We start from the raw sequence: 3,228 nt of genomic DNA, 5'->3' as shown, positions 1-3,228 counted from the left end.
CAGCGTATCAGTTATTCCTATAGAGCAAAACATTTTCATGATGATCAATCAAGGAAACGTATTTGAAGCGTTAATGGCTACAAAGGATAAAACCTTATTAAAAGATTATATTAAGATAGAAACCCTAAGGAAAACACTCAAGGGTCTATTGAGTTAGTTTACAACAAATTAAAAACCGACCTAATGGCTTAAATAGGCTATAATGTCGGTTTTTCTTTAATGAATCTGCAAAAGTCAGGACATTTTAGTCTAGATAAATGAATAGAATTTTGATAATATGCATTAAAATAGTCTCACAATACATCAAAACACAAAAATATATGAATTGTTGTATAATGAAATTGGGAGGAGATATCTATGAAAATCAACAAGGTTGGACAAATAGCAATACCCATCCGTGATATGAAAAGAGCTATTGAATTCTATGAAAATGTTTTAGGACTTAAGTTATTGTTTAAGACTGATCAACTAGGTTTTTTTGATTGTGATGGTGTAAGATTATTGTTAGCTTTACCTGAAAAAGAATCGAGCGATTATTTAAGTTCGATTATTTACTATCAAGTTGATAACATCAATCAAGCATATGATGAATTATTAAATCGTGGTGTGCAAATTGTTCAAAAGCCACATATTATTGCAAAAACAAACAAGATAGAGACATGGATGACATTTTTTAAAGACTCCGAGGGAAACACTTTGGCTTTAATGAGTGAGAGCGAAGTTTAAACAACATTTTATTACTTTATTAAGCCAAATAAGTGGAATCTCTAAAAATGCATTCCACTTTTGTAATATCGGATGATTTGCATATTTAATTAATATGTTGCGTATGCTTTGTTTTTATAATGAAGAATATTTATAATGTATATATGTAAGGAAAAGCAACCGGTAAATAAGTCAAGTACCAAAATATAAAAAAAACATCAAAAAATGATGAAAATGACAATATCGAGGCATACTTAAAAAAGAAACTGAAGCAAATATGAAATATTTAGTTTTACTGAAAGAGTCTATTGGCACTCAACAAGCCATAGATTAGACGGATCAGTTTTCTACTCGTAAGGGCGAGGGCACGTTTATGTTGATGGGTCGTGACTTCATTGAATTTCTTTTGATAGAAATCACGGTATTCAGGTATATTTTGTCTAGCGATATTGGCTGCCTGAATGATAAAGTATCTTAAATATTTATTCCCAGTTTTTGTAAGACGCGTATCATCAGCATCAAACTTACCGGATTGGGTTTTACGCCAAGTGATGCCAGCATACTTAGCAAGCGCATCATCAGATTCGAATTGATTGATGTCTGCGATTTCAGCTAAAATCCCAGCTGCATAGACCTTACCGATACCTGGAATAGACATCAAAACGGTGTAATGATTTTGATTAAAACCAACAACTTGGCGCTTAATCGCCTTATCGATTTCTTTCATCTCTGCTTCGTAACAATTGATGACATTGATGGAGGAAGCAAGCGATAAGTTAATGGGATTATAGGCAATCTGATCGAGGCGATAAGAAGCTCTCGCAGCAGCTTGGATTTTAGACGCCATATCTATTGAATCGGAGAAGCCATTTTTACTGGACTTGGTGATAAACTGAGCGAGTTCTTCTAAAGGTGACTCAATGATATCGTCAATGGTTTTATATTCTAAAAGTAGTTCAACTGCGGTTTTACCGAAGTTATCTGAGAACAAGGTTTCGAACTCAGAAAACTTTAAAAACACGTTATTTAAGGCATAAACCTTCTCTGTTGACAGGAGTTCAGCGATGTGGAGGCGATGTCTGGTGAGGCGTTCTAAGGCAAGTCGTTGAGCACCTTTGAAAGGTGTAAGTTCAGAGGTTCTACCTACTCTAGCAATATCAGCTAGAATAAAGGCATCTTTAGGATCTGTCTTATCCATATCAGCAAAGCTCTTCCTGTAATTCTTAGAGATCTTAGGATTGATGATATAGACCCTAGAATCGAAAAGAGCAAGATGTTTAGAATTAGAAAGATAAGTAGCAAGATGAGCAGAATAGACACCTGTAGACTCTAAAATCACAATGATTTTTGAGAGCACATGTCGATTCAAGAGTTCTAAAAGTTTAGATTCAATGATGGCAGCCCCATCTTGAGTGTTTGGAATTAATGTTGAAAGTAATTTATCACGCGCCAAGTTCATCGCATAGACGTGATTAGATGCTTTAGAGACATCAATTCCAACGAATAAAGTAAGCTTCAAATTAAAACCTTCTTTCAAGGAAAATGAGATATAAGAGAAGCCCTAGCCTTGAAAGACAACTGCAGCCTCGCCGAATAAGAAACCACCGTTAGACTTAGAAGTTGAGTTGGATCTAACGGGTAACAACAACCGGTAAGCAGATTAGTCAAGCAAGCAGGTTCGCACGCTTTTGTAGCACCATCATGTGCAAGGAGAATTAGCGGATTATTCTGGTTATATCTTGACTTTATTATAACACCAGGGCTTCAAACTTATAAAACACAATATGTAGATAGGTCTTACCTAAATCTACACTACATATTATACGAGGAGAAAATCATATGGATCATTTAGAAAAAGCGATTAAAGATTCAATTAAATATCTAAATTCAAAAGAAGCGAAGTTGAGTTTGGAAAGAGATGTATATTGGCCAAAATGGGATTCCCCGTGGTGGCATATCTTGCTTTTAAATGAATTAGGTTTGATACATCAAGTTCCAAAAAACATTATGTATCAACTCATTGAAAATATTCAAAGAAGCTTTCTACATTTTTTCCCAGTCACAGAAGAAGAAATGCCTAAAAAAACAGATCCATATCATCAATCATTATGTTTTTGCATGGCTGGTTCTTTATATCAAATGCTCTTTAATTATGGTATTCCTGTTGACTCTGAAATTCCTTGGTTAAGAGAATGGTTTACCAAATATCAATTACCTGATGGTGGATTTAATTGCAATGAGGACGCATATATCAAAGATCATCCGAAAAGTTCGATGACATCGACTTTACCGGTACTAGAAGCTTTATTATTAGCACAAGAAACCAAAGTTATCGATGACGAACTAAAAGCTTTATTTCTTGGGGCAGATTACGTTGTCAAACATAAACTTTTTAGGAAACTATCAAGCCAAGATGTTATGAATCCAAATTTTACTGAAATAAGATTCCCAAGATTTTATGAATATGATTATTTAAGAGGTTTCAAGTTCCTTTATGACTTTAGACAAAAATTTGGATACAGA

General features: G+C 34.2%; 2 protein-coding genes and 1 pseudogene. 2 read left to right on the top strand and 1 reads right to left on the bottom strand.

The window, feature by feature from the left end:
* Positions 1–357 precede the first annotated feature (357 nt).
* Entirely contained in the window at positions 358–726 is a 369-nt protein-coding gene (locus P0O24_RS12310; RefSeq protein WP_316970046.1) for a VOC family protein, read from the top strand.
* A 271-nt stretch (positions 727–997) separates the two neighbouring features.
* On the opposite strand, the gene P0O24_RS12305 is transcribed toward P0O24_RS12310, so the two are convergent.
* Positions 998–2,224 (bottom strand): IS110 family RNA-guided transposase, encoded by a 1,227-nt coding sequence (locus tag P0O24_RS12305; RefSeq protein ID WP_282840264.1) that lies wholly within the window; start codon positions 2,222–2,224, stop codon positions 998–1,000.
* A 320-nt stretch (positions 2,225–2,544) separates the two neighbouring features.
* Here P0O24_RS12305 and P0O24_RS12300 point away from each other — a divergent pair.
* Positions 2,545–3,228, top strand: a pseudogene (locus P0O24_RS12300) (hypothetical protein); the annotation flags it as partial.

This window comes from Candidatus Methanocrinis alkalitolerans (genome assembly GCF_029167205.1).
GTDB lineage: Archaea > Halobacteriota > Methanosarcinia > Methanotrichales > Methanotrichaceae > Methanocrinis > Methanocrinis alkalitolerans.
Note: the sequence above shows the minus strand (reverse complement) of the source record. Positions and strands in the feature narration are given on the sequence as shown.